At 57.1% G+C, this 434-nt stretch carries 1 protein-coding gene; it reads left to right on the forward strand.

Translation table 11 applies throughout. From position 1 onward, the window contains the following. Positions 1–205 (forward strand): hypothetical protein (locus VPK24_RS01975; RefSeq protein ID WP_393010243.1); only part of this gene is annotated, 205 nt, incomplete at its 5' end. Between the last annotated feature and the right edge of the window lie 229 nt (positions 206–434).

Raw genomic sequence — 434 nt, forward strand, 5'->3', positions numbered from 1 at the left:
TGAGATCAACAACCTGTTCAACCAACTGAACTCTCAGCTCATCAACCCTGTAACGGGTGCGGCTTACCGTTATGGTGACAATGTGCTACGTGATAGCCGTGACCCGCGTTATCCTCGTCCTGACGACAGTGGCACACCGCTAGATAACCCTGCCCGTTATCTGGCTCCAAGGCAGATCGTTTACGGAGTGGCGTTTACCTTCTAGCAAGGCTACATCCCGCCCGTTCAGCTACGAGCAAGATCAAGTGGAACGGACTGCTCGCAAGCACCGCCGCCGCGCCAAGGGATAAGTTGATCCCCTGATCTCCTGATTCCCCTCAGGGGTTGGTGCGGCGGGAGGTGACCCGAATTCTCACGCCGGGGACGGTGCTCGAAGAAGGCATGTTGGCGGCCCGCAAAAATAACTTTTTGGCGGCGATCGTGCTGGAGCGTCG

The organism is Limnothrix redekei LRLZ20PSL1, assembly GCF_043235035.1.
Lineage (GTDB): Bacteria > Cyanobacteriota > Cyanobacteriia > CACIAM-69d > CACIAM-69d > CACIAM-69d.